Here is a 23,717-nt window from a genome sequence, read left to right as displayed (position 1 = left end):
CGATCCAGGGAGCGGGTGGATGACCTCTCGGTTGCGCGGCGAGGGCCTGACGCTGGCCTACGACGAACGGCTCGTGGCCGCCGGCTTGGACGTGGCGATCCCCAACGGGTCGTTCACCGTCATCGTCGGTCCGAACGCGTGCGGCAAGTCCACGCTGCTCAAGGCGTTGGCGCGGATGCTCAAGCCGCGCGCGGGCACCGTCTACCTCGACGGCGCGGCGATCGCCTCCTACCGCTCCAAGGAGGTCGCGCGCCGGCTCGGGCTGCTGCCGCAGTCGTCCATCGCGCCCGGCGGGATCACGGTGGGGGAGCTGGTCGCGCGCGGCCGGTACCCGCACCAGGGGCTGCTGCGGCAGTGGTCGCCGGAGGACGAGGGGATCACCGCCGAGGCGATGCGGCTGACCGGCGTGCACAACCTGGCCGACCGGCAGGTCGACGAGCTGTCCGGCGGGCAGCGGCAGCGGGTGTGGCTCGCGATGGTGCTGGCGCAGCAGACGTCGATCCTGCTGCTGGACGAGCCGACGACGTTCCTGGACATCGCGCACCAGATCGAGGTGCTCGACCTGTGCGCCGACCTGCACGAGGACGGCGGGCACACGCTGGTGGCGGTCCTGCACGACCTTAACCAGGCGTGCCGGTACGCCACGCACCTGATCGCCATGAAGCCGGGCGAGGGCGTGGTGGCGCAGGGCGACCCGGCGACCGTCGTGACGGCCGAACTGGTCGAGGACGTGTTCGGCCTGCCGTGCCGCGTGATCGAGGACCCGGAGACGGGGACGCCGATGGTCGTCCCGCTGCGCCGGCAACGGGTCGCCATCGCGTCCTGAGCGTCGAGTTCCGGCGTTCTCGGGGCTTCGGGGCTTTCGGGGGTCAGAGGGCGACACCGCCGTCCGCGCGGATGTCGGCGACGACGCGCTCGACCCCGGCCAGGTCGTTGACCACGAACGAAACGCCCTCCCGCGCGGCGTGGCGCGCGTAGGCCTCGCCCAGGCCGCTGCCCGCGCCGGTGATCACTCCCGCTTTGCCGTCCAGGAACCCCATGCCCGCAGTGTGCCGCAACGCGCCGCGCGAAATCACCCGAACGGGAACGCCGAGAATGGCGGAAGCCGTGCTAAAAAGGAGGTTCGCCTCAAATACGGGAATGAGGCTGTAATGCGATACAAATCCATTGTATCACAGGGGGCAAGGGTGACGACAGGAGAATTGTCCAGCGAACGGCAGCGGATTTCCTTCCTGTACGAGCGGCTCGACCGGGAGCGGGCCGAGGCCAAGGCGCGGTTGGACGCCGCGCTGCTCGACGCGCACGAGCGGCGGTGGCACCGGGAGGTGGCGGTGCGGACGTTGTCCGAGCAGGTCAGCCGGTTGCGGGTGGCGGATGAGGGGTTGTGCTTCGGGCGCATCGACCGGGTCGACGGCAGCCGCGCCTACATCGGTCGGATCGGGTTGTTCGACCCCGACGACGACTACGCCCCGCTGCTCACCGATTGGCGCGCGCCGGTCGCCCGGCCGTTCTACACGGCCACCGGCGCCAATCCGGAGGGCGTGACCCGGCGGCGGCATTTCCGCACCCGCGGGCGGGCGCTGGAGGGGTTCCACGACGACGAGCTGCAACTCGACGCGACGGCGTTGTTGGACGCCCTGGAAGCGCCGCGCACGGAAACCATGCGGGACATCGTCGCGACCATCCAGGCCGAGCAGGACGAGGTGATCCGGCTCGACCACCGGGGCGTGCTGGTCATCGAGGGCGGTCCGGGGACGGGCAAGACCGCCGTCGCGCTGCACCGCGTCGCCTACCTGCTCTACACGCAGCGGGAACGGCTGTCGCGCCAGGGCGTGCTGGTCGTCGGGCCCAACCCGGGCTTCCTGCGCTACATCGGCGACGTGCTGCCGTCGCTGGGCGAGACCGACGTGGTGTTCGCGACGCCGGGGGAGCTGTTCCCGGGCGTGCGGGCGCGCCGCGAGGACCCGCCCGAGGTGCAGGGGCTCAAGGGCGGGCTGGCCGCGGTGGACCTGGTGCGGGAGGCCGTCGCCGACCGGCAGGAGCTGCCCGTCGAGCCGGTGCCGGTCGAGCTGGAGGACGTGACCGTGCCGGTGGACGCCGGATTGGTGGCGGTCGCGCGGGACCGGGCGCGGGCCAGCGGGTTGCGGCACAACGAGGCGCGGCCGGTGTTCTTCGCGGCGTTGGTCGACGTGCTGGTGGCGCCGGCGCTGGCGCTGATCGGGCACGACTGGCCGGAGCTGGCGGCGGACGTGCGGCGGGAGTTGACGCACAACGCCGACCTGCGGTCCCTGGCGGACGCCCTGTGGCCGGTGCTCACGCCGCAGGCGTTGCTGGGCGACCTGTACGAGGGGCGGTGCCTGGCGCTGGGCTACCCCGAGCTGTACCGGGAGGCCGGGCGGGCGTGGACGGTGGCCGACGTGCCGCTGCTGGACGAGGCCGCGGAGCTGCTCGGGACCACCGACGAGGCCGTGCGGGCGGCCGAGCGCGAGCGGGCGGCGGAGGTCGCGTACGCCCGGGGCGTGCTGGAGGTGCTGGACCTGGAGGGCTTCTACGACACCGACGACGAGCTGCGCGCGACCGACCTGCTGGACTCCGAGTGGCTGGCCGACCGGCACGCCGAACTCGACCACCGGACCGTCGCCGAGCGGGCCTCCGCGGACCGGGAGTGGACGTACGGGCACGTCGTGGTGGACGAGGCGCAGGAACTGTCCGAAATGGACTGGCGGGTGCTGATGCGGCGGTGCCCCAACCGTTCCATGACCATCGTCGGCGACCTCGCGCAGCGGCAGGCGGAGGCCGGGGTGCGGTCGTGGGAGGCGGTGCTGGCGCCGTACGTGCGGGAGCGGTGGGCGTACCGGCGGTTGACCGTGAACTACCGGACGCCCGCGGAGATCATGTCCTACGCGGCGGCGGCGCTGGCGGAGGTGGACGCGTCGGCCGAGCCGCCGCGGTCGGTGCGCCGGGGATCGCCGCCGGTGGAGATGGTGGTGTCGGACCTGTCGGTGGTGTCGCGGCTGCGCGGCGAGTCGGGGACGTTCGCGGTGATCTCACCGGACGGCCCGCTCACGCCGCGCGCGGCCAAGGGGTTGGAGTTCGACGTGGTGGTGGTCGTGGAGCCGGAGCGCATGTCGCCGGCCGAGCGGTACGTGGCCCTGACCCGGGCCACGCGCGAACTGGTGGTGGTGCGGCGCGGCGACCCGGCGGCCACCAGGCTGGCCGCACTGGCCGCCTTCCACTGACGGCCCGGGGGTCGGGTTGGCGCGCCGTCTGGACGGGACGGCGCGCCACCCGTTCGCGCAGGTAGGGAGCGGTTTCGCGGTCTCACCCAATCGTGTGACATGCAGGATCCGCGACCAACCGCCGACTCACGCGTCCCGTAGATGAGGAGGGCGGGCGGGCGGACCGCTGGGTCACCCGGCTTCGGTCACCCGTCTTCGGTCGCTCGGCCCCGGTCGCTCGGCCCCGGTCGCTCGGCCCCGGTCGCTCGGCCCCGGTCGCTCGGCCCCGGTCAGCCGGCCCCGGTCAGCCGGACCTCGCCGCCCGGCCCGGTCACTCGGGCGCGGTGGTCGGGGCTTTCAGGTTGGGCAGGACCTCCGCGCCGAACAGGCGGATCGTGTCCAGGACCGCCCCGTGCGGCAGCCCGCCGATGTCCACCATCACCAGGTGGGCGTCCAGGCCCAGCAGGCGCCCCAGGTCGTTGAGCCGCTCGGTCACCTCGGCCGGGTCCCCACACACCGCCGCGCCGTCCATCAGCACGTCCACGTCCACGTCGCCGTCACCCCGCCACGGATCGGCGAAGTGCGCGTAGGCCGCGAGGTGCGGACGCCACACCTCGCGGGCGCGGGCGGCGGACGGGGCCACGAACACGTGACTGGGCAACGCGACCCGCCCCCCGCCGATCGCCGCTTGGCCGCTGCCGCGCGCGGTTCGGGTGGTCATGGCTGTTCGGTAGCGCTCGACTACGGCGCGGTGGGTGTTGGGGTCGCGCAGGGTGCTGGGCAGCATCAGGGGGAGTTCCAGTTCGACCGCCAGGTCCGCCGACACCGCCGAACCGCTGCCGATCCACACCAGCGGGCGGGGTTGTTGGAGGGGTCGTGGGGTCGTGGTCACGTCCACCAAGGGGCTGCGGAAGCGGCCGTTCCAGGTCACGTGCGGTTCTTCCAGCAGGCGCAGCAGGAGGCGCAGGTTCTCGTCGAAACGGGCGCGCAGGTCGTCTTGCACGCCGAACGCCGCGTCCGTCCGCTGGGACACCCCGCGCGCGACGATCATCTCCGCGCGCCCGCCGGACAGGACGTCCAGGGTCGCCAGCTCCTCGGCCACCCGGACCGGGTCGTGGTGGGCCAGCAGGGTCACGCCGGTGGACAGGCGCAGCCGCGTGGTCCGCTCGGCGATGGTGGCCAGCAGCAGTTCCGGCGCGGAGACGATGTAGCGGGTGAAGTGGTGCTCGCCGATCGCGACGCCGGTGAACCCCGCCTCCTCGGCCACCACGGCCTGCTCGACGATCGTGCGCAGCCGTTGCGCCTCGCTCACCACCCGACCGGTGCTCGGGTCCGGCAGGTGGTCGCCCAGGATCAGCAGGTAGACGTCCATCGCGCAATCTTGCACCGCGCGGTTACGGTGGGCGTCGTGAGCCTCGATCATGATGCCGTCACCGTGTCCGACAACCGCGAGCTGTCCCGGTTCGAAGTGCACCTGGACGGCCGGCTCGGCGGGTTCGCCGAGTACGTCCTGGAGCCCGACCGGATCGTGTTCACCCACACCGAGGTCGCGGTCGAGGGCAAGGGGCTGGCCAGCGCGCTGGTGAAGCAGGCGCTCGCCGACGTGCGCGAGCGCGGGCTCAAGGTCGTGCCCCAGTGCCCGTTCGTGCGCGGCTACCTGGAGAAGCACCCGGAACTCGCGGACGTCGTCACGGGGTAGCACCCGCGTCCGCCGGAGGTTACCGGCAAGTAGTATCCGGGAATGGAGTGGACCGAGCCCGGAGTCTTCGAGGTCGCGCCCGGTGTGCACCGGATCCCGCTGCCGCTGCCCAACGACGGCCTGCACACCGTGAACGTCTACGCGATCGAGGACGGCGACGGGCTCGTGCTCGTCGACGCCGGGTGGGCGCTGGCGGAGGGCGAACGGACGCTGGAGAGCGCGTTGGGCGCGCTCGGGCGGGACTTCGCCGACATCCGGCGGTTCCTGGTCACCCACCTGCACCGCGACCACTACACCCTGGCCGTGGCGCTGCGCCGGCGGTTCGGGACGCGCGTCGCGCTGGGGCTGGGGGAGCAGCCGTCCATGCGGCGGATCATCAGCCGCACCCGCGACGGGCAGCTGGGCAACCTCCTGCGCTGGGGCGGCGGCGAGCTGGCCGACCGGTGGCGCAAGGCGGTCGAGGCGGTCGGCGAGGCCGAGCTGCGCGACTACGAGGAGCCCGACGAGTGGCTCACCGAGACCGACCTCGGGTTGGAGAAGCGGGTCCTGCGCGTGCTGCCGACGCCCGGCCACACGCGCGGGCACGTCGTGTTCGTGGACGTCGAGTCGTCACTGCTGTTCGCCGGCGACCACGTGCTGCCGCACATCACCCCCTCCATCGGGTTCGAACCGGCCCGCCCGGAACTGCCGCTGGGCGACTACCTCGACTCCCTGCGGCTCGTCCGCTCCTACCCCGACCTGCGGCTGCTGCCCGCGCACGGCCCGGTGACCGACTCCAGCCACGCCCGCGTGGACGAACTGCTGGCGCACCACGAGCAGCGCCTGGACGCGACCCTGGCCGCCGTCCGCTCGGGCACCGGGACCGCGTTCGAGACGGCCCGCAAGCTCGGCTGGACCCGGCGCGACCGGCGGTTCGACGAGCTGGACCTGTTCAACCGCGTGCTGGCCACCGGCGAGACCGCCGCCCACCTGGACGTCCTGGTGCGCCGCGGCCTGGTCCGGGTCGAGGCGGTGGACGGGGTGGACGTCTACGCCGCCGCCTGACCGAAGTGGGCCGCGAGGACCGGGGCGAGGACATCCGGGCCCACGCCGTGCCACTCGCCGGGCAGTGTGGCGCGGGTGGCGTCGGGCAGGCGCCGGGCCACGCCGTCGGACCACTCGCGCAGGCGCGGGTCGGACCGCTCGCTGTCCACCACGAGCGCCGGCACCCGCACGGCTGTGAGGTCGGGCGCTGTGCCCGTGATCGCCAGGTCGTAGACCAGCGTGTGCGCGAGCTTCTCCAGCGCGGGCCACGCGGGTGACTGCCGCAGGCCCGCCACGAACTCCTCGGGCACGCCGATGGCCTGGTTGAACCGCAGCACGGCGGCACCCCGGCGGCCCTCCCGCACCAGCTGCTCCAGCTCGGCGACGAGGTCGACCTCCGGCACCGGGTCGTCGGCCAGCGGCGGCTCCAGCAGGCTCAACCGGGTGATCGGCGCGCCCGCCGCGGCGGCGTGCAGCGCCAGGACCGCCCCGGACGAGAACCCGTGGACGCCCGCCGACCCGCCGGCCGCGTCGATGACCGCCCGCAGGTCGTCCACCTCGCGCCCGATCGTGTAAGGCGGTGTGTCGGTGCTCTCGCCGCGTCCCCGCCGGTCGTAGGTGAAGACGGTGAAGTCCTGGGCCAGCGCTTCGGCGAGGGCGTCCATCGGGCCGTTGCCGCGGAAGCAGCTCGCCGCGTCCACCAGCACGACCGGCGGGCCGGAGCCGGTGCGCGTGTAGCCGATGGTCGTGCCATCGGCCGAGGTCACGGTGGACATCTTCGCCTCCTCGAACTGGTTCGGGATCTTCGAGGAGACCGTACGCGGGAGCACCGACAATTCCGGGCGTGCAGCTCCCGAAGGCGCCGGAACCGGTCAGCGGGGCAGCTTCACCACGGTCACGAAGAAGTCGTCGATCTGCCGCACGACCTCGATGAACCGGTCGAAGTCCACCGGCTTGGTCACGTACGCGTTGGCGTGCAGGTTGTAGGAGCGCAGGATGTCCTCCTCCGCCTCCGAGGTCGTCAGCACCACCACCGGGATCGTGCGCAGCGACTCGTCCGCCTTGACCTGCGCCAACACCTCCCGGCCGTCCATCTTCGGCAGGTTCAGGTCCAGCAGGATCAGCCCCGGCCGGGGCGCGTCGGCGTACTGGCCCTCGCGGCGCAGGAACTCCAGGGCCTCCACGCCGTCGCGCACCATGTGCAGCTGGTTGCGGATCTTGTGGTGCTCGAACGCCTCCTGCGTCATCAGGGCGTCGCCGGGGTCGTCCTCCACCAGCAGCACGTCGACCACGTTCAGGGAGTCATTCATCGGATTCCTCGGTGTCCTCTACTGCCGGCAAGGTGAACTTGAACGTCGTGCCGGTGCCGCCACCGGTGTCCAACCAGATGGTGCCGCCGTGGTACTCGATGATCTTCCGGCACATCGCCAGGCCGATGCCGGTGCCCGGGTAGTCGTCCTTGTGGTGCAGGCGCTGGAAGATCACGAAGATCCGTTCAGCGTACTCGGCGTCGATGCCGATGCCGTTGTCGCTCACCGTGAAGGTCCAGTGGTCGTCGGTGCGCTCGACCCCGATGCGCACCACCGGCGGGTCCTCGCCGTGGAACTTCAACGCGTTGCTGACGAGGTTGCCGAACACGCCGCCGAGCAGCGACGCCTCGCCGCGCACGGTCGGCAGCTCCGCGGCCTCGATCGTCGCGCCGGTGCGCTCGATGACCTCGGAGTAGCTGTCGAGGACCTGCGCGAGGGTCTCGTTCAGGTCGACCAGGGTGTGCTCGCGGGTGAGCCGGCCGACCCGGGAGAACGCCAGCAGGTCGTTGATCAGCACCTGCATCCGCTTGGCGCCGTCCACCGCGAACCGCAGGTACTGCTCGCCGCGCTCGTCCAGCTGGCCCGAGTAGCGGCGTTCCAGCAGCTGGCAGAAGCTCGCGACCTTGCGCAGCGGCTCCTGGAGGTCGTGCGAGGCGACGTAGGCGAACTGCTCCAGCTCGGAGTTGGACCGGCGCAGGTCCTCCAGGTCGCGCAGGATGCGGGTGCGCATGGCGTCGACGTCCTCGCCGAGCATCACCGTCTCGCGCGGCCCGCCGGTCTCCACGACGTGCTCGAAGTCGCCGGAGGACACCTCGCGCACCTGGCCCGCCAGCACCGACAGCGGCCGGATCAGGATCCGGTACAGCACCACCGCCACCGCCGTGATGATCACCACCAGCAGCACGCCCAGGCCGATGACCAGGAACAACACCTGGTCGGCGACGGCGTCGAGGTCCGTGCGGGCGCGGGCCGCGTCACCGGCGAGCTCGGCCTCCAGCGTCGAGACCGCGCCGCGCAGGTTGTCGAAGACCTCCTTGCCGCGCTCGGTGCCGGCCACGTCGACCTGCGGGCTGTCGGCGGCGCGGATCTGGGCGACGATCCGCTCGGCGTACTCGGCGCGCCAGTTCGCGGTCAGCCGGGAGATGGCGTCGACCCGCGCGACCAGGTCCGGGCGGACCTCGGTGAGCAGCCGCCGGGCCTCGGCCAGCGCGTCGGCCTCGACCTCCTGCCCGGCGCGGTAGCCGTCGAGGAACTCCTCCTTGGCGGTGAGCGCGAAGCCGCGGACGGAACTCTCCTGGTCGACCAGCGCGCCGTCCACCTCCTGCACCACGCGCCGGGCCGGACCGACCTGGTCCAGCAGGACGGTCCGCGCGTCGGTCAGGCCCATCAGCGCGACGGCCACGCCGCCGATCGCGCTCGCGCAGACGATGATCAGGATGGCCACGGCGGCCACGAGCAGCCGGCTCGCCGGCCAGCGGGTGCGGTAGTCCATCAGCCCTGGTCCGAGATCAGCAGTACGGCCATGTCGTCGTCCAGTTCGCCGCCGTTGAGCTCCTTGACCCGCGAGATCAGCGAGTCCAGCAGCCCGGCGGGGTCGCGCGCCCAGTCCGGCCGGTCGCGGGTGATGTCGTCGATCAGCCCGATCAGGCGCTCCGAACCCAGCCGCTCGGGGTCGCCCTTGACCCGGCCCTCGACCAGGCCGTCGGTGTAGAGCAGCAGCGACCAGCCGGGCGGCAGCGGCACGTCCAGGCCGCTCCACGTGCTGTCCGGCAGCACGCCCAGCGGCAGGCCGGCGCGGTCGCGGGGCAGCTCGGTGACCCGGTCGCCGACCAGCAGCATCGGCTCGGGGTGCCCGGCCAGGTAGATGCGGGCCCACTTGCGGTCCGGGGCGATGGACACCATGCACACGGTGGTGAACAGGCCCGGCTGGTGCCTCTCGTGCTCCAGGATCTCGTGCATCGTGCGCAGCGCCCGCGACGGCTCCTGGTCGGCCAGCACCAGCGCCCGCCACGCGATGCGCAGCAGCACGCCCAGCGCGGCCTCGTCCGGGCCGTGCCCGCAGACGTCGCCGATCAGGACCTGGAGCGTGCCGTCGCGGGTGCGGACGACGTCGAAGAAGTCGCCGCCGAGCAGCATCCGGCTGCCGCCGGGCCGGTAGCGGACCTCCACGCCCAGGTCCGGGCCGTGCAGGATCGGGGTGGGCAGCAGGCCGCGTTCCAGCCGGGTCTTCTCGGCGGCGTGCAGCTGCTCGTCGCGCAACTGCCGCTGGGTCTCCTCGGCGCGCTTGCGGCCGACCGCGTACCGGATGCCGCGCAGCAGCAGCGGGCCGTCCACCTGGCCCTTGACCAAGTAGTCCTCGGCGCCGGCGGCGACCGCGCGTTCGCCCTGGAGTTCGTCGTTGAGTCCGGTGAGGACGATGACGGCGGGTGGGGAGGACACCGAGAGCAGCCGGGTGAGGCCGTCGAGGCCGGTGGTGTCGGGGAGGCCGAGGTCGAGCAGGACGCAGTCCACCTTGGCCAGCAGCCGGGTCGCTTCCCGCAGCGTGCGCACGTGGTGCAGCTCGACGTCCGCGCCGACCTCCTCCAACAGCGCCTCGACCAGCACGGCGTCGCCCTCGTCGTCCTCGACGAGCAGCACCGTGATGCGGTCCGCGCCGCTGAGCCCAGTCACGGCATGGGACCCTAGCCGAACAGCGATCACCCGCGCCCCACGCGGTTCGGCGGGTTGCGTTGGTCCGGTCGGCCGGGTGGCGGTTGGTGGGGTCGGCGGCGGCCTGCCCACGACGGTCGGCACCGGGCCGGCTACGCGTGGACGACTGACGGGCGACCCGCCCCGCACGCCGCCCCACCCACGCGGACCCGACACCCCGCCGCACCTCGACCCGGCACGAGCAGGTGAAGATGGGCGGGTGAGCTTCTCGCAGATGGTGGCGTTGACCCCGCGGTTGCCCCGACGCGGGCGGGGGTTCTGGTACTCGGTGGCCATCGACGTGCTGTGGCCGTTCGTCGTCTTCTTCGTGCGGATGCGGATGGTGGGGCGGCACAACGTGCCCCGGCGCGGGCCGGTGCTGCTCGCGTCCAACCACCTCTCCTTCGCCGACCCCGTCACGCTGACCGCGTTCGCGCTCGCCTCCGGCCGGGTCCCGCGGTACTTCGCCAAGGCCAGCCTGTGGAAGGCCCCCGTCATCGGATGGGTGATGTCCGGCGGCCGGCACATCCCGGTGGACCGCGGCACCGTCCAGGCGAGCCGCGCGCTGGACACCGCCCGCGCCTCCCTCGCCGACGACCAGTGCGTGATCGTCTACCCCGAGGGCACCTTCAGCGACGACCCCGACGGCTGGCCGATGAAGGGCAAGAACGGCGTCGCCCGCCTGGCCCTGCAGACCCGCACCCCCGTCGTCCCGGTGGCGCAGTGGGGCACCCGCCGGCTGCTCGCGCCGGGCCGCTTCCTGCCCCGCCCGTGGACGAAGGTGCACGTCGTGGCGGGCCCGCCGGTCGACCTGTCCGACCTCTACGACCAGCGCCTGGGCAAGACCGTCCTGGACGAGGCCACCACCCGCATCATGGACGCCGTCACCGCCCTCCTCGCCGACGTGCGGCAGCTCCCGCACCCCGGGAGCCGGTGACGCTCGCCCCCACCGGCGTGGACGTGCCGGCGGCGCTAGGGCTCGCGCTGGCGCTGCTTCGAGCGCTCCCAGTTGAGGTACTGGCCGGCGGCGGTGGACAGGCTGGTCAGCAGCCACACCGCCACGCCCGCGTCGTCGGTGATGCCGACCACGGGCAGCAGTTCCGGCAGGATGTCGATGGGGGAGACGAGGTAGACCAGGGCGAAGCCCCACTGGGCCAGGCGGCTGCCGGGCAGGCCGTACTCCTTGCGCCGCTTGAGCAGCCGGGGCAGGGCCTTGGCGCGGTCGACGATCGAGCCGACCGGCGCGGGTTCGCCGCCCACCGTCCACCGGCGCCGGCGGCGCACGACGCCGTAGGCCAGGGACGCGGCGGACAGGACGAGCAGCGCGATGCCGACCGCGGCCGGGGGCAGCCCGAACAGGTCGGCATCGCGCCACACCAGGGTGGACACCCCGATCGCGGCGAGCATGACGCCGAGGAAGATCACACGCCCAGGGTATCCGGAAACGCCGGACTCACACGGTCGTCAGATCCCGCACTGCGAGGCCGACCAGAACCGGCTGGACCGGTGGTCGACGTGGGTGTGGTCGCCGTGACCGGGGTAGCCGGGCCCGAGGATGCCGTTGAACCCGTGGTTGCGGGCCTGCTGGGCCAGGCGGCACAGCGAGTGCGGTCCCGCGCCGAGGTCCACGGCGTCGCCGTAGAGGTGCCGGGAGTCCGACGCCCCGCCGACGGCGTTGTTGCACGCGATGCTGCGGAACCCGCTGGTGACCGTGATCGGTTGGTCGCCCAACGCGTGCCGCATGGCTTGCAGCTTCCACATCGACACCAGGGCGTTGAACTTCGCGGTGGCCGCCGAGACCTTGCCGCCCGACCAGTCGGAGTTGCAGCGGTTCAGCTCGGCGTAGGTGAAGTTGACCGGGGTGCAGTCGTCGTCCTGCAGGGCGTAGAGCTTGTTGTAGGTGGCGCTGCCCGCGACACCGTCGGCGGCCAGCCCGTAGGCCTGCTGGAAGCGGATCAGGGCGGAGCGGGTGGCCGGGCCGAAGGAGCTGTCGAGGGCGAGGACGCCGCCGTAGCCGGGGTAGCCGGACAGGCGGATCTGGAGTTGGCGCACGTCCGCGCCGGTCGCGCCCTGGGAGAGGGTGCGGGTCCAGGTGTAGCAGCCGTCGGCCTGTGCCGGTGCGGAGCCGAACACGAGGCCTACCAGGACGAGTGACAACGCGGTGATGATCGATCCGAAGCGTCGGAGCACAGGGACCTCCAGACTGCGAGGGGACGGACCTCGGAGCCTGGCGGAGGTCGGGATCGGGCGTCAATCTGTCCCGAATGTCTGAAGATTTCACACCTGTTCAACAGTGTGTGAACAACTGTCACCGGCGGTGCTCGGTCAGGGCGACGAACAGGAGCCCGGCGGAGGCGACCGCGCACGCGCCCGCCGTCACGCTGCGCCACGCCACGTTGTCGAACAGGGCGAAGACGGCGTTGAACGCGGCCACCGCGAGGAACACGACGGCCAACGCGACCAGCGACTTCTCCCGCGTCGATCTCATGACCTGAACAGCGCTCACGACCGCCCGGTCGTTACTCACGCCGGCACGGGCGCCTCGTCGTCGAACCCCGCCCAGCGCCGCACGTCGAACTCCCGCGGCCCGGCCGCGCCGCCCAGCTCCACCCGCCTGGCCTGCACCGCGGCGACGGTCCGCGCGGCCTGCCGGTCCAGCAACCGGTCCACCTCCGCGCCCGACAGCCCGTCGATCTCCTCCCAGAAGGTCAGCACCCGGTTGACGTACAGCGCCACCAGGTGGTCGCGCGCCGCCTCGAACCGCCCGCCGGCGACCGCCGCCACCGCGTCGGCCAGCACGTGCGGCCACTCCTCGGCGGTCACCCGCAGGCCCCACGGCGCGGGCCCGACCTCCCCGGCCGCCGGGAACAACGTCCGCACGTCGGCCAGGTGCACGTCCAGGTAGCGGCCCACCGCCGCCGACACCCGCGCCACCACGGCCGGGTCCTGCCGCACCGCCGCGCCGTCCACCGCCGCCCGCGCCCGGGGGACGCCCGCGCCGGGCGGACGCACCCGGTCGGTGGTCAGCACGACGTGGAACAGCGAGTCCAGCACCTGCTGCGGCAGCCGCAGGATCTTCGGGAACGGCGAGTTGTGCAGCTTGCGCCCCAACGGCACCTCCACCACGCGCACGTGCTCCCGCAACGCGTTCGCGGTCAGCCACACGTCGATGCCGTACAGGTAGGCGCTGTCCGGCCGGGACCAGGTCGCGGCCCGCTCCAGGAACGCCCGGTTGAACGCGAACTCGCCGCCGATGGGCTGCTCGACGTGCACCCCGTACACCGCCGCGAGCAGCGGGCTGGCCAGGTGGTTGGTGGTGTTGGCCTCGAACCGGTCGCGCCGGTAGGACGGCACGGCCAGCGCGGGCTCGTCGCCCGCCACCGCGTCCGCCAGCCGCCCGACCCACTCCGGTTCGGTGGACCGGACGTCGGCGTCGAGCAGCAACACCCGGTCGGCGTCCAGCTCCACCGCCCGGTCGATGATCGCGAACACGTTGGTGCCCTTGCCGGTGCCCGCGCCGGGCGAGCTGGCCACGACCTTGCGGGCGCGCAGCGGCGCCTCGGCGAACCGCCGCACCGTGCCGTCGGTGCTGCCGTTCTCGGCGAGCACGACGACGTTGGTCCCGCGGGGGAAGGCGAGGTGCAGGCCGGCGTCGGCGGCCCGGGCCACCGCGCCGACCGTGCGCTCCTCGTCGCGGGCGGGGATGCCGACGACGGTGGTTCGGTTCATGGGTCCGAATGCTTGGTGCCGCGGGTTACGGCAACACGGCGGTGAGGTAACAGCTCACCGGGGTCTTGCCCTCGGTCCGGTGCGGGCGAGGGGCCGGGGGTGCGTCCGGGACCGCACGACGGGGGCGTGCGGCGGGATGGGCAGCGGCTGCGAGTCCTGCTGCTGGCGGGGGAACTCGTAGTCCGGCACCTCGTGCCGGCCGCTCTGCTCGGACCGCGTCGGCCGCCGGGGCTGCTCGACCGGGTGACCGTAGCCGGAGCCGTTCGGACCGGCGAAGCCCGGGTCGGGTGGCACGGGTCGGCCGTAGCCGGAGCCCTGCGTGGCGGCGAAGCCCGGGTCGGCCGCGACCGGCCGCTGCGGGTCGGGGCGTTGGCTGTTGGGGTGCTGTGGGTTGGGGTGTTGCGGGCTGGGGTGTTGCGCGTCGGGGTGCTGCGGGTTGAGGCGTTGGGTGTTGGGGTGCTGCCGGCCGGGGTGTTGCGCGTCGGGGTGTTGCCCGTCGGCCAGGCGTTCCGGGGGTGCGAGGTGCTGCGGGACCCGGCGGGCGCGGTCCGCCTCGGGCACCCGGTTCTGCCGCCACAGCTCCATCGACAGCTTGATCATCGCCGTCGGCGCGTCCAGCCCGACCATGCCGACCAGCCGCCCGCCGTCCACGAACCCGGTGATGGTCCGGTGGTCCTTCTTCGACCCGGCCAGCGTCGTGGTGTCCTTGCCCATCGACGGCAGCCCCGACCCCTGGATGCGCATCCCGTACTGCTCGGTCCAGAACCGGGGAACGGGGGTGAACGGCCGCGATCCCTCCCTGCCCGCCAACAGGTTCTCCGCGGCCGCCCGCCCCATTTCCACCGCGTTGAGCCAGTGCTCGACCCGACGCGGCTGCCCTCCGAACCGGAGGTTGGGCCAGCGCGCGACGTCGCCCGCGGCCACCACGTCGGACGCGCCGACCACGTGGCACGTGGGGTCGCACAGCACCCCGTCCTCCAGCACCAGCCCGGACCCGCGCAGCCAGGCCACCGACGGCGACGCGCCCACGGCGATCACCACGACCGCCGCGACGAACACCTGGCCGTCGGACAGGTGGATCGCCACCCCGCCCGCCTGCGGCATCCAGTGCCGGATCTTCACGCCCATCGCCATCCGCACGCCGCGCGCCCGGTGCGCCTCGGTGACGGTGTCCGCGATGTTCTTGCCGACCGCGCTGCCCAGCAGCGTGCTCGACCGGCTCACGATGGCCACGTCCCGGCCCATCATCTTCACCGAAGCGGTCATCTCGCAGCCGATGAGACCGCCGCCGATCACCACCACCAGCCCCTGCGTGGAGTTGATGGCCTGCTTGATGGCGACCGCGTCGTCCACGGTGCGCAGCACGTGGATGCGCGGGTCCTGGCGCGGCGCGCCCTGCAGGTGCCGGGGCTCGACGCCGGTGGCGATGATCAGGCCGTCGTAGCGCAGCTCCTCGCCGCCGGGCAGGCCGACCACGCGCCGGTCGGTCTCCAGGTGGGTGGCCGCGGTGCCCAGCCGCCAGATCGCGTTGAGCTCGCGGCTGATGGTCAGGCGCAGGTCGGAGGCGTGCAGCTCGCCGTTGATGGCCTCCTTGGACAGCGCCGGCCGGTGGTAGGGCAGGTGGCGCTCCGCGCTGACGATCACGATCTCGCCCTGGAACCCCAGCTCGCGCAACCGTTCCCCGGCCCGCAACCCGGCCAGCCCGCCGCCCGCGATGACGACGCGTTCCTCGTTCTTCACCGGGCACCGCCCCGGACGTGGGTGCTCACCTGACACGCTCCCGCAGTTCGATGGCGCGCATGGGGCACGCTCGCGCGGCGGCCCGCGCCTTCGCGAACAGCTCGGGTGGCGGCCGGCGCTCGTAGCGCAGCCGCTCGTCGTCGACGAGTTGGAACAGGCCCGGCGCCTCGGCCTGGCAGATGCCGTAGCGGTGGCAGCGCTCGTTGTCCACGCTGACGTCCAGCGCGCTGCCGCCCGCGCCGTCCGGCTCGGGCTCGAACCCCGGCTCCGGCTCCAGCATGCCCAGCCGCACCAGCACGTGCGGCGGCAGGAAGCGGGCCAGGGCGATGGTGACCGTGGGGATCAGGATGGTCAGGCCGGCCAGCCACAGCACGGCGAGGTTGCCGTTGGCGATCGCGCCCAACCACGAGTGCACCACGCCCAGGCCGACGGCCGGGTAGGCGAGCTGGTGCAGCCGCAACCACTTGCGGTAGTAGATCTTCTTGCGCAGGCCCGCGGTGAACGCGATGACCAGCATGACCTCCAGCGCGACGATGCCCAGCGCGTGCCGGAACAGCCCGCCGCCGACCAGCGGCACGGCGATCCCGACGAAGCTGAACGGGGCGATCTTGAGCAGGGTGAACGCGAAGGCGTGCAGGCAACCGAAGGACAGGGCCGCGGTGGCGAGCACCATGTGGCTGTTGCGCAGCCCCTGTCTGCCGGTGAGCTTGTTCGCCCAGCCGGTCGCGATCAGGACGCCCCAGCACAGGGTCGCGCACATGAACGCGTAGGCCAGGCGAGCCGAGATCTGCGCGACGTGGCGCACCCCGGCGTCGTGGTCGCCGCCGGCCGCCTGCGCGACCAGCAGCGGGACCTGGGAGAACACTTGTCGACCTCCGGGTTGGCGGGAGGAGGGTTGCGGCGGCCCGCCCGGGAACGGCCGCGCAGGAGTGGTCACGACCGCCCCGGGCGGGGTGAGGGGTGTGTGCTTCTTCCGCGATGGGGAGTGCTCCGGTGTGGACCTCCTTTCACTTCACGTCGGCTTTGGGCCGCAGCAGGCGCAGGATCGCGATGGTCACCACCGCGCCCACCAGGCAGATCAACAGGACGGTCACGGGGTCGGGGCCGGTCGCGCCGACCTGCGCGGCGCGCTGCGGGTCGGCGTTCACCGCCCCCTGCACGGGGGCCGCGCCACCGGCGGGCACCGGTTTGGACAGCCCCATCTCGGTGACCATGTTGGTGCTCTCCAACAGGGTCATGTGCTTGAGGACGACCTGGTTGCAGATCTGGGCGAACTGCCGGATGGCCTCGTTGCGGGTGTTCGCGCGGACCGTGGACACGACCGGGAAGATCGCGCCGTGCGCCGCGCGCAGCCGGTTGGCGAACGACTCGTCGAACGCCGCGCCGGTGCGCGAGCGCATCTCGGCCATCCAGGACTGCTGGTCGGCGTTGGCCTCGTCGGGGATCGGCACGCCCATCTGCCCGGCCAGCCGCACCACGCGCTCGTCGAGGAACGTGTGGTCGCTCATGAGCTGCGCGCCGACTTCCTTGACCCGCTGGCTGCCCGCGCGGGTCTGCGCCTCGTCGCCCATGGGCATCTCCCACAGGCCCGCCAGGCGCACCTTGACCAGCAGTTCCTTGTCCAGCTCGGTGATCGGCCCCAGCGGGGTCTGCGTGATCGCGCCCGGGGCGGCCGGGTCGTCGGCGCTCGCCGTGCCGGTCAGCGCCGGGGCGAGCAGCGCCGGGGCGAGCAGGAGTTGCGCGGCCAGCACGAGCGCCGCGAATCGCTTGCCTGACATGGGTTTCCCTCAGTAGCCGTCGCCCTGCGCGGGCGCGGCCCCGTCGTTGGCCTGCGCCTTCTTGCCCTCGGGGGTGACGGCGAACCACGTGCCGCCCTTGCCCTGCCCGGTGATGTCGCCGGCCTTCTTGTCGCCCATGTACCGGTACAGGGGCCAGCCGGCGAGCGTGACCTGCTTCTTGCCGTCCGCGCGGGTCACCGAGCCGACGGTCGTCGGGTCCACACCGGACGTCATGGTGTGCTCGCCGACCAGCACCGGCGGCCAGGTCTTGGCGCATTCCCCGTCGCAATTGGACTTCGGCGGTTTCGCGGTGTCCTTGTCGTACCGGTACAGGGCGAACCCGCCGGCGTCCGCGACGAACCAGCCCACCTGCTTCGACTCGGTCGCCGACAGCATCTGGTGCGGCTCCTTGCTGAATTCGGGCTGTTGCTGGAGAGTCGTCGTGCCAGAGCCGGCGCCGACCGCGCCGTCCTGGCCGCCCGCGGCACCCGTGCCGGTCGCGCCACAGGCGCTGACCAGCAACAATGCCCCGGCGGCCGGAACGGCGCGCAGTGCCTCCCGGAAACGTCGACCGCGCATCGTTCGTCCTTTCTCCTGCTGGCGGGTTCCGCCGAAGGGAGCAGCGGCGGAGGTGTCCCGGCCGTGCCTTCGAAGCGGATACCGGGGAGTACGGACACGATGCGGTGACGGTTCAAAAACAGATCGGCGACTTTTTCTCACCCGAAACACTCGACGCGGAACCGGTTGGCGCGCTTGGATGCTCGGCGTGGCGCGGCACAGACGCAGCACTCAACCCCCAAGAGAACACGCTTGGCCGGACCTCAGCCTGGAAGACGAGCTGATCCGCAGGCTCTACCAGGAGTTCGGCAGCGCGCTGCTCGGGCATGCCATGCGGTTGACGGGCAATGACCGGCAGTGGGCAGAGGACATCGTGCAGGAGACGCTGGTTCGGGCGTGGCGCAACGCCGAGAAGCTGGAACGGGACCCCGTCCTGCTCCGCTCCTGGCTGTTCACCGTCGCCCGGCGGCTGGTCATCGACGACCGCCGCAAGCGCAGCGTCCGACCGCAGGAGTCGGAGTTGACGCCGTCCGACGAGGCCCCGGTGCGGGACGAAGCGGACCGCACCCTGGCGGCGATAGTGGTGGCAGAGGCGATGAACGGACTGACGGAGGAGCACCGGGAGGCTATTCTCGAAACGTACTTGAGGGATCGGACCGTCGGGGAAGCCGCAGCGGTGCTCGGGGTTCCCCCGGGCACGGTGAAGTCCAGGGTCTACTACGCGCTTCGCGCCCTGCGGCGGGCGTTGCAGGATCGGGGCTGACTTCGGTGACTTCGCGTCCGGACCACGTCGACGTGGCGGCGTACGTCCTCGGCATCCTCGACGAGGACGAGGTAGACGCCTTCGAGAACCACCTCGCCCAGTGCCGCCGTTGCGCGTTGGACCTGCGCGATTTCGCCGTGCTGCCGGACCTGCTGGACGAAGCCGACGCGAACGGCATGCTGCGCGGAGCCGCGGGTGAACGACCGGACGGCCGGTCGGTGCGCGCGATGCTGGACTCCGTGTCCGAGGACCGGGCCCGACGACGACGCAACACGGTGCTCCTGGCCGCCGCCGCGGCCGTGTTGCTGGTCGTGCTGACCGCCGTGGTGACGGTCGGCCTGTCGTCCGGGCCTTCCGGTCCTTCCGGGGATGTCTCCGCACAACAGTCCTCGACGGTGCCGGGGCCCAGCGCGGTCGCGAAGTCCGATGTTTCCGGCACCGTCACCCGGACCGATCCGGCCACCGGGGTGTGGGCGCGGTTGAGCGCCGTGCCCGAGTCGTGGGGCACCTCGGTGGTGCTGGAAGTCAAGGGGGCCAAGGGTCCCACGCGCTGTGAGTTGGTGGCTCGGGGGCGCGGGGGCGAGACCGTGGTGGTCGGGTCGTGGCAGGTCGGGTCCGGTGGTGGGGACAAGGATCCGGTGCGGCTCAACGGGTCTGTCGGGATGAAGTGGCACGAGATCTCGGAGTTCGTGGTGCGCGACGCCAAGGAAGGCTCGACCCTGGTCCGCTTGCCTACCGCTTGAGTGTCCACAAAGGTCTTAGGGTCGAAGCGAAGAGCGAAGAGCGAAGAGCGAAAAGCTGAAAGCTGAAAGCGGCGCTCGCCGCGCGGCAGGCCCCCGGGGGTGGAAGGGCGTCGGTTCGTTCCCCGTACGGCCTGCCGGAGGCAACCGCGCTTCAGCCTCCTTTGCAACCGGTGAAGCGTGGTTGCAAAGGAGGCTGAAGCGCGGTTGGGCTTCGCCCAGGCCGTACGGGGAACGAACCGAGGCCCTTCCTGTGGCTGATAGCCGAAGAGGAGACCGCGCTGCGCGCGGAGTGTGGCGCGGGCGGGGTTAGATGCGGCGGAGGCCCATCAGGACTCGTTCCATCAGTTCCAGGGTGGGGCGGCCGTCTTTTTCGGCGCCTGCTTGTTCGTGCACGTTGATCAGGCTCATCGCGGACATGTCCGCCAGGAGTACCCGCACCACGCCCAGCGGGAGGCGGAGCCTGGCCGCCACTTCCGCCACCGAGTGCGGGTGGCGGCACAGGTCGCTGATCGCGCGGTGTTCCGCTGTGGAGGTCAGGGCGTCGCGGTCCACCCGGTCGTTCGTCGACACGATCGTCTCGATCGCCAGTGTGGTCGTCGAGCGCGTCCGCCCGCCGGTCCTGGTGTAGGGGCGCACCCGGAAGGTTGACACCACCAGCTCCTCAAGCGGTCGGCTAAACGATCTTCGTGCACGGGCGGTCAGGGTGGCTGACGGTGCCAGAACCTAACGCCGACAGTGGCTCCTGTCTCGGTTTTCCCGGCATGTGGGACAGATCGCGTGTCGCCGCCACGCACTGTGTCCTGTTGCCTCCCAAGGGTGTCTGAACCGGCGTGCTAACGGTGGGATGATCGGGTCGTCAGCCGATGGGGGTGGCGTTCTTGGTCACGGCCGGAACGCTAGAAGGGGCTAGAGCGCTCTCACAACACTTGTTGACGAAGGTTTGATGTTGAGCCCGGGGTTCTCCCTGAGAACGGTTCAGGGTTGAGACCGGAGCCGCTCTCAGCCGCGCCCGTGGACGATGGTGCGGGACGGCGCGTGCCGTCATGAGGGGCACTGGAGGATCTGGTGACGGGCAAGACGGAGTCCGCCGCGCGGGCGGTGGACGTGTGGAAGTCCTACGGGACCGGTGAAGCCGCGGTCACCGCGTTGGGCGGGGTCAGCGTGGACTTCGAGCGCGGGCGGTTCACGGCGATCATGGGGCCCTCGGGCTCGGGCAAGTCGACGCTCATGCACTGCCTGGCGGGCCTGGACACCATCGACTCCGGTGACGTGTTCATCGGCGAGACGAAGGTCAACGGCCTGCGCGACAAGGGTCTCACCGACCTGCGGCGCACCAAGGTGGGGTTCATCTTCCAGCAGTTCAACCTGCTGCCCACGCTGACCGCCGAGGAGAACATCACGCTGCCGCTGGCGATCGGGGGCCGCAAGGTCGACCGGGCCTGGTTCGACACGGTGGTGGAGACCGTCGGCCTGCGCGACCGGCTCAGCCACCGGCCCACCCAGCTCTCCGGCGGCCAGCAGCAGCGCGTCGCGTGCGCCCGCGCCCTGGTGTCGCGGCCGGAGGTGGTCTTCGCCGACGAGCCCACCGGCAACCTCGACTCCCGGTCCGGCGCGGAGGTCCTCGCGTTCCTCCAGCGGTCGGCGCGCGAGTTCGGGCAGACGGTCGTGATGGTCACGCACGACCCGAACGCCGCGTCCTACGCCGACCGCGTCATCTTCCTCGCCGACGGCCGCATCGTGCGCGAGCTGCACCAGCCGACCGCGGACGCCGTGCTGGAGACCATGAAGAACCTCGACGGCGACGAACTGGTCGTGGTGTAGCGATGTTGAAGGCGACGCTCAAGAGCGTCCTGTCCAGAAAGCTGCGGCTGGTCCTGTCCGGGCTGGCCGTGGTGCTGGGCGTGATGTTCGTGTCCGGCTCGTTCGTGCTGACCGACACGCTGGACCGCTCGTTCAAGAGCCTGTTCACCACGATCTACTCCGACGTCGACGTGCAGGTCGCCGTCAAGCCCAAGGTCGGCTCCGGCGAGCCGGACCAGGCGCTGGCCGGCACGCTGACCGGCGACGACCTGGCGAAGGTCAAGTCCGTGGCCGGCGTCGGGCGGGTGGTCGGCGACGTCGTCGGGTCGGCTCGGCCCGTCGGCGAGAACGGCAAGGTGATCACCACCTCCGGCGCGCCCCGGCTGGGCACGGCCTGGCGCGACGGCGGCCAGGAGCAGCTCCGCGAGGGCCGCGCGCCGCAGCGCGACGACGAGGTGGCCGTCAGCGCCTACCTCGCCAAGACCGGCGGGTTCTCGGTGGGCGAGCAGATCTCGCTGATCACCCTGGAACCCAAGAAGACCTTCACGGTGTCGGGCGTGTTCGGCTACCCCGGCGGCCGGGACTCGCTGGGCGGCGAGCTGACCACGGCGTTCACCGAGGCCGCGGCGCAGCGGCTGCTGCTGGGCCAGCCCGGCGCGTTCAGCTCGATCACCGCGGCCGCGGCCCCCGGCGTCGCCGAGGACGTGCTGCGCCAGCGCGTGCAGGACAAGCTGGGCGACGCCTACCAGGTCAAGACGGGCGAGCAGCTGAGCAAGGACTCCGCCGACCAGATCGGCGAGGGCCTGTCGTTCTTCAACTACATCCTGCTCGGGTTCGCGGGCATCGCGCTGTTCGTCGGCATCTTCATCATCCTGAACACGTTCTCCATCATCGTCGCCCAGCGGACGCGCGAACTCGCGCTGCTGCGGGCGATGGGCGCGAGCCGGCGGCAGATGGTCGGCACGGTCGTGCTGGAGGCCGTCGTGATCGGGCTGATCGCGTCGGTCGTGGGGTTGGGCGCGGGCATCGGCGTGGGGGCGTTGCTGGCGAACATCTTCAGCACGCTCGGCGGGGGCAGCCTGCGGCTGGAGGGCATCTCGGTGCCGCCCAGCGCGGTGATCTCGGCGTTCGCGGTCGGCATCGTGGTGACCGTGCTCGCGGCGGTGCTGCCGGCGTTGCGCGCGTCCCGCATCCCGCCGGTCGCGGCGATGCGCGAGGCCGCCACCCCCGACCGGCCGCTGACCCGGCCGACCATCGCGGGCGCGGCGCTGACCACCGCCGCCGCCGGCCTGCTGTGGTACGGGTTCGCCGAGGGCGCGCTGTGGTTCATCATGTCCGGCCTGCTGGTGTCCTTCGTCGGGGTCGCGCTGCTGACCCCGCTGATCAGCCGCCCGGTCGTGTCGGTGATCGGCAAGCTGCTGTCGTGGTCGATGCCCGGCACCCTGGGCAGGCGCAACTCCGCCCGCAACCCGCGCCGCACCGCCATCACGGCGGCGGCCCTGATGGTCGGCATCGCGCTGATCACCGGCGTGAGCGTGGTGCTGACGTCGGCGACGACGAGCATCACCAAGGTCGCCGAGGGCCAGGTGAAGTCGGACCTGATCGTGGCCGGTGAGGGCGGTGGCCCGGAAGGCAACGCCACGTTCCAGCCGGCGCGGCTGGAGGAGGTGGCGCGGACGCCGGGGGTGGACACGTCGTTCGGCTGGTACGCGGACCGGATCCTGGTGGACGGCAAGCCGCAGTTCGGCATCGCCGTCACGGACGTGCCGGTCATGCAGAAGCAGTTCGGCCTGTCGGCGAAGGAGGGCGCGTTCACCGCGCTGGCCGAGGGAACGCTGGCACTGGACGAGGAGTCGGCCAAGACGCTGAACCTGAAGCCGGGCAGCACGGTGTCCGTGCAGACGACCAAGGGCGAGGCGCGCAGTTACACGGTCGGGTTCGTGTACGCGAAGAACAACGTGCTGGTGAACGCGATCGTGCTCCCGGTGGGGGCGGCCAAGCAGTTCCGGCTGGAGCAGCTGGAGACGGTGTTCGTGCAGGTGGAGCCGGGCGTCTCGGTGCAGGACGTGCAGAAGCGCGTCGAGCCGCTGTTCGCGGACAACCCGGAGATCACGGTGCAGGACCGCAGCGCGTTCGTGAAGCAGCAGGCGTCGCAGCTGGACACGGTGTTGCTGATGATCCAGATCCTGTTGGCGCTGGCGATCCTGATCGCGGTGCTGGGGGTGATCAACACGCTGGCGCTGTCGGTGATCGAGCGGACGCGCGAGCTGGGCTTGCTGCGGGCGATCGGCATGCGGCGGGCGCAGGTGATGCGGATGATCACGGTCGAGTCGGTGGTGATCTCGGTCTTCGGCGCGTTGCTGGGTCTGGGCGTGGGGACGGCGCTGGGCATCGGGGCGGTCCGAGCGCTGAAGGACGAGGGCTTCACGGACCTGGGCATCCCGTGGGCGCAGCTGGGCAGCTACCTGCTGATCGCGGCCCTGATCGGCGTGGTGGCGGCCATCCTGCCGGCGATCCGGGCGGCACGGCTGAACGTGCTCCAGGCGATCTCGTACGAGTAGCCGATCGCCAGACGAACGCCCCGCCACTCATCCGGCGGGGCGTTCGCCTTTCCTGTCGTCCCCCTGCCGCCCCACCCCCACAGCCGCTGCCCGCGAACGTTCTCCGC

At 72.0% G+C, this 23,717-nt stretch carries 24 protein-coding genes; 9 read left to right on the top strand and 15 right to left on the bottom strand.

Features of this window, described 5'->3' with window-relative positions; translation table 11 throughout:
• The first annotated feature begins 19 nt into the window (after nt 1-19).
• The gene (locus tag ABD126_RS17235) at nt 20-826 is read left to right on the top strand and encodes an ABC transporter ATP-binding protein (protein ID WP_343934867.1); all 807 of its coding nucleotides are present in this window, start codon (nt 20-22) and stop codon (nt 824-826) included.
• 43 nt (nt 827-869) lie between these two features.
• Here ABD126_RS17235 and ABD126_RS17230 read toward each other — a convergent pair whose 3' ends face one another.
• The gene (locus ABD126_RS17230; RefSeq protein WP_343934866.1) at nt 870-1,040 is read right to left on the bottom strand and encodes a Rossmann-fold NAD(P)-binding domain-containing protein; all 171 of its coding nucleotides are present in this window, start codon (nt 1,038-1,040) and stop codon (nt 870-872) included.
• 147 nt (nt 1,041-1,187) lie between these two features.
• Between ABD126_RS17230 and ABD126_RS17225 the strand changes: the two genes are divergently transcribed.
• A complete protein-coding gene (locus ABD126_RS17225; protein ID WP_343934865.1) occupies nt 1,188-3,239 on the top strand; it encodes a UvrD-helicase domain-containing protein in 2,052 nt (683 codons plus the stop codon).
• Nucleotides 3,240-3,549: 310 nt separating this feature from the next.
• Here the strand turns inward: ABD126_RS17225 and ABD126_RS17220 are convergent, their stop codons facing one another.
• On the bottom strand, nt 3,550-4,590 hold the full coding sequence (locus ABD126_RS17220; protein WP_343934864.1) for an LLM class flavin-dependent oxidoreductase: 1,041 nt from the start codon (nt 4,588-4,590) through the stop codon (nt 3,550-3,552).
• Nucleotides 4,591-4,626: 36 nt separating this feature from the next.
• Between ABD126_RS17220 and ABD126_RS17215 the strand changes: the two genes are divergently transcribed.
• On the top strand, nt 4,627-4,917 hold the full coding sequence (locus ABD126_RS17215) for a GNAT family N-acetyltransferase (RefSeq protein WP_343934863.1): 291 nt from the start codon (nt 4,627-4,629) through the stop codon (nt 4,915-4,917).
• 42 nt (nt 4,918-4,959) lie between these two features.
• On the top strand, nt 4,960-5,961 hold the full coding sequence (locus ABD126_RS17210) for an MBL fold metallo-hydrolase (protein WP_343934862.1): 1,002 nt from the start codon (nt 4,960-4,962) through the stop codon (nt 5,959-5,961).
• Here the strand turns inward: ABD126_RS17210 and ABD126_RS17205 are convergent.
• The 4 genes from ABD126_RS17205 to ABD126_RS17190 form a co-directional block, all read right to left on the bottom strand.
• A complete protein-coding gene (locus tag ABD126_RS17205; RefSeq protein ID WP_343934861.1) occupies nt 5,946-6,716 on the bottom strand; it encodes an alpha/beta fold hydrolase in 771 nt (256 codons plus the stop codon). The two genes, ABD126_RS17210 and ABD126_RS17205, sit on opposite strands and share 16 nt — an antisense overlap.
• Nucleotides 6,717-6,812: 96 nt before the next feature.
• Nucleotides 6,813-7,250, bottom strand: a complete 438-nt coding sequence (locus ABD126_RS17200) for a response regulator (protein ID WP_343934860.1) — start codon at nt 7,248-7,250, stop codon at nt 6,813-6,815.
• On the bottom strand, nt 7,243-8,742 hold the full coding sequence (locus ABD126_RS17195; RefSeq protein ID WP_343934859.1) for a sensor histidine kinase: 1,500 nt from the start codon (nt 8,740-8,742) through the stop codon (nt 7,243-7,245). The genes ABD126_RS17200 and ABD126_RS17195 overlap by 8 nt, the downstream gene beginning before the upstream one ends.
• Nucleotides 8,742-9,920, bottom strand: coding sequence for a PP2C family protein-serine/threonine phosphatase (locus tag ABD126_RS17190; protein ID WP_343934858.1), 1,179 nt, complete (start codon nt 9,918-9,920; stop codon nt 8,742-8,744). The genes ABD126_RS17195 and ABD126_RS17190 overlap by 1 nt, the downstream gene beginning before the upstream one ends.
• A 253-nt stretch (nt 9,921-10,173) precedes the next feature.
• Here ABD126_RS17190 and ABD126_RS17185 point away from each other — a divergent pair, with 253 nt between their 5' ends.
• Entirely contained in the window at nt 10,174-10,875 is a 702-nt protein-coding gene (locus ABD126_RS17185; RefSeq protein WP_343934965.1) for a lysophospholipid acyltransferase family protein, read from the top strand.
• 35 nt (nt 10,876-10,910) lie between these two features.
• Here ABD126_RS17185 and ABD126_RS17180 read toward each other — a convergent pair whose 3' ends face one another.
• The 8 genes from ABD126_RS17180 to ABD126_RS17145 form a co-directional block, all read right to left on the bottom strand.
• Nucleotides 10,911-11,363 (bottom strand): YkvA family protein, encoded by a 453-nt coding sequence (locus ABD126_RS17180; RefSeq protein ID WP_343934857.1) that lies wholly within the window; start codon nt 11,361-11,363, stop codon nt 10,911-10,913.
• A gap of 39 nt (nt 11,364-11,402) precedes the next feature.
• A complete protein-coding gene (locus tag ABD126_RS17175) occupies nt 11,403-12,128 on the bottom strand; it encodes a D-Ala-D-Ala carboxypeptidase family metallohydrolase (protein WP_343934856.1) in 726 nt (241 codons plus the stop codon).
• 118 nt (nt 12,129-12,246) lie between these two features.
• Complete coding sequence (locus ABD126_RS17170; protein ID WP_343934855.1) at nt 12,247-12,426, bottom strand: hypothetical protein; 180 nt, start codon at nt 12,424-12,426, stop codon at nt 12,247-12,249.
• A gap of 35 nt (nt 12,427-12,461) precedes the next feature.
• Nucleotides 12,462-13,667: a glycosyltransferase family 2 protein gene (locus tag ABD126_RS17165; RefSeq protein ID WP_343934854.1), complete on the bottom strand. Its 1,206-nt coding sequence runs from the start codon at nt 13,665-13,667 to the stop codon at nt 12,462-12,464.
• A gap of 54 nt (nt 13,668-13,721) precedes the next feature.
• Nucleotides 13,722-15,407 (bottom strand): NAD(P)/FAD-dependent oxidoreductase, encoded by a 1,686-nt coding sequence (locus tag ABD126_RS17160; RefSeq protein WP_343934853.1) that lies wholly within the window; start codon nt 15,405-15,407, stop codon nt 13,722-13,724.
• 25 nt (nt 15,408-15,432) lie between these two features.
• A complete protein-coding gene (locus ABD126_RS17155; protein ID WP_343934852.1) occupies nt 15,433-16,272 on the bottom strand; it encodes a ferredoxin in 840 nt (279 codons plus the stop codon).
• A 142-nt stretch (nt 16,273-16,414) separates the two neighbouring features.
• Nucleotides 16,415-17,185, bottom strand: a complete 771-nt coding sequence (locus ABD126_RS17150) for a DUF4142 domain-containing protein (protein WP_343934851.1) — start codon at nt 17,183-17,185, stop codon at nt 16,415-16,417.
• Nucleotides 17,186-17,194: 9 nt separating this feature from the next.
• Complete coding sequence (locus tag ABD126_RS17145; RefSeq protein ID WP_343934850.1) at nt 17,195-17,764, bottom strand: hypothetical protein; 570 nt, start codon at nt 17,762-17,764, stop codon at nt 17,195-17,197.
• 178 nt (nt 17,765-17,942) lie between these two features.
• Here ABD126_RS17145 and ABD126_RS17140 point away from each other — a divergent pair, with 178 nt between their 5' ends.
• Nucleotides 17,943-18,506, top strand: a complete 564-nt coding sequence (locus ABD126_RS17140) for a sigma-70 family RNA polymerase sigma factor (RefSeq protein WP_343934849.1) — start codon at nt 17,943-17,945, stop codon at nt 18,504-18,506.
• Between the two features lie 5 nt (nt 18,507-18,511).
• A complete protein-coding gene (locus ABD126_RS17135; RefSeq protein WP_343934848.1) occupies nt 18,512-19,249 on the top strand; it encodes an anti-sigma factor family protein in 738 nt (245 codons plus the stop codon).
• 306 nt (nt 19,250-19,555) lie between these two features.
• On the opposite strand, the gene ABD126_RS17130 is transcribed toward ABD126_RS17135, so the two are convergent.
• A complete protein-coding gene (locus ABD126_RS17130) occupies nt 19,556-19,900 on the bottom strand; it encodes a DUF742 domain-containing protein (RefSeq protein WP_343934847.1) in 345 nt (114 codons plus the stop codon).
• A gap of 414 nt (nt 19,901-20,314) precedes the next feature.
• Here ABD126_RS17130 and ABD126_RS17125 point away from each other — a divergent pair, with 414 nt between their 5' ends.
• Complete coding sequence (locus ABD126_RS17125; protein WP_343934846.1) at nt 20,315-21,070, top strand: ABC transporter ATP-binding protein; 756 nt, start codon at nt 20,315-20,317, stop codon at nt 21,068-21,070.
• Nucleotides 21,071-21,072: 2 nt separating this feature from the next.
• Complete coding sequence (locus ABD126_RS17120) at nt 21,073-23,610, top strand: ABC transporter permease (RefSeq protein ID WP_343934845.1); 2,538 nt, start codon at nt 21,073-21,075, stop codon at nt 23,608-23,610.
• Nucleotides 23,611-23,717 lie beyond the last annotated feature (107 nt).

The sequence above is a fragment of the Saccharothrix mutabilis subsp. mutabilis genome, from assembly GCF_039521145.1.
GTDB classification, from domain to species: domain Bacteria; phylum Actinomycetota; class Actinomycetes; order Mycobacteriales; family Pseudonocardiaceae; genus Actinosynnema; species Actinosynnema mutabilis.
Note: the sequence above shows the minus strand (reverse complement) of the source record. Positions and strands in the feature narration are given on the sequence as shown.